Below are 1,200 nucleotides of genomic sequence, written 5' to 3' on the forward strand. Positions count from 1 at the left end.
GTTTTTACTTCGCATGTGACAGAAAAAGCCCTGACCGCTTCTATACATGAATAGATGCTCTCTCCCGCCTAAAAAGAGGAAGTTTATTTAGTTGATGTATATATAGCAGTTATTTCAATTTGAACACAGCACTCACTGGATTATGATCACTATTTTCAAACTTCAAATCTTTTCCTTGTACATTTACAATTTCGACATTTGGTGAAACCAAAAACCCATCAATAATGGTCACAAAGTTTTCGCCTTCTACATATTTCTTAGCATCATCCCTTACTGTCCAAACTGACGAATCTACTGCCCATTTGAACCCACCATCTGTAAAATCTTTTGGCAGCTCTACTAACCACTCAGGCCATACTTTTAAAAAATTAGGATCCTGTAATTGAACATTAGAAACTAACTGATTCCAATCTCCACCTAATATTACGTAATCACCGTTTTGATAGTGTTTGTTCATATATTGTTTTAAATAATCCACTTGTTGTCTTCTTATTTTTCCGCCTTCATCATAAGCCGATAAATGTAAGTTTACAAGTCTTACATATTTGCCATTATCAACAGGAATTTTATGTTCAACAATCGCTCGATCTAAATCAAACAACTGCTTCGGCCAAGGCTCTATTCCTGGAAGCTGAAATCTTGCTGCTTTTTGAATCGTATATTTAGAGAATGTTCCTAGTCCCGCCTCAACATAGCCCATTGGTTTTGCCAAAGGAACAGGGACCCACTGTACGTTATAATTATAGCCAAATGATGATGCGTAATTTGGCAAACCTTGTTTAAATACTTCATATTCATTTATGTCGAATGATCGCAACGCTTTTACATCTACTTCTTGTAATAATGCAAAATCAGCATCCTCTCTCTGTAAAAAAGAAAGCATATTTTTTAAATTCGTCTCTGTTTGTCCTTTACTACTAGAACGTGATCCCTCTCCTCCGTCCATAAAGAAATCTTGATCTTTATCTAAACCAGCATATCCAATATTAAATGTAGTAACTTTAAAATCATTCCCCTGCTTTAATACTCTCGCTTTATTATTCTCCACCTTTACTTCAGTAGCAACAGCTGGTTCCACATCTGTAATTGTCATATACGCTAAAAATACAGCGAGACCACCTGCTACTATTAAAACCAATATGAAAATCACTTTAAAAATCTTCTTCAAGCAAATGACTCCCTTTTATATAAATCCATTTT

The 1,200-nt window shown here is 35.0% G+C and carries 1 protein-coding gene; it reads right to left on the reverse strand.

Translation table 11 applies throughout. The annotated features are described in order from the left end of the window. Positions 1–109 precede the first annotated feature (109 nt). Positions 110–1,093, reverse strand: a complete 984-nt coding sequence (locus V7183_RS16700) for an endonuclease/exonuclease/phosphatase family protein (RefSeq protein ID WP_373605234.1) — start codon at positions 1,091–1,093, stop codon at positions 110–112. Positions 1,094–1,200 lie beyond the last annotated feature (107 nt).

Origin of the sequence: Bacillus sp. JJ1127, assembly GCF_036965845.1 — a bacterium.
In the GTDB taxonomy this organism is placed as follows: Bacteria; Bacillota; Bacilli; order Bacillales; family Bacillaceae_G; genus Bacillus_A.

What these genes read in the sequence shown, in the direction of transcription:
- V7183_RS16700 (WP_373605234.1), bottom strand. Translation starts at nt 1,093, where the DNA reads ATGACAATTACAGATGTGGAACCAGCTGTTGCTACTGAAGTAAAGGTG.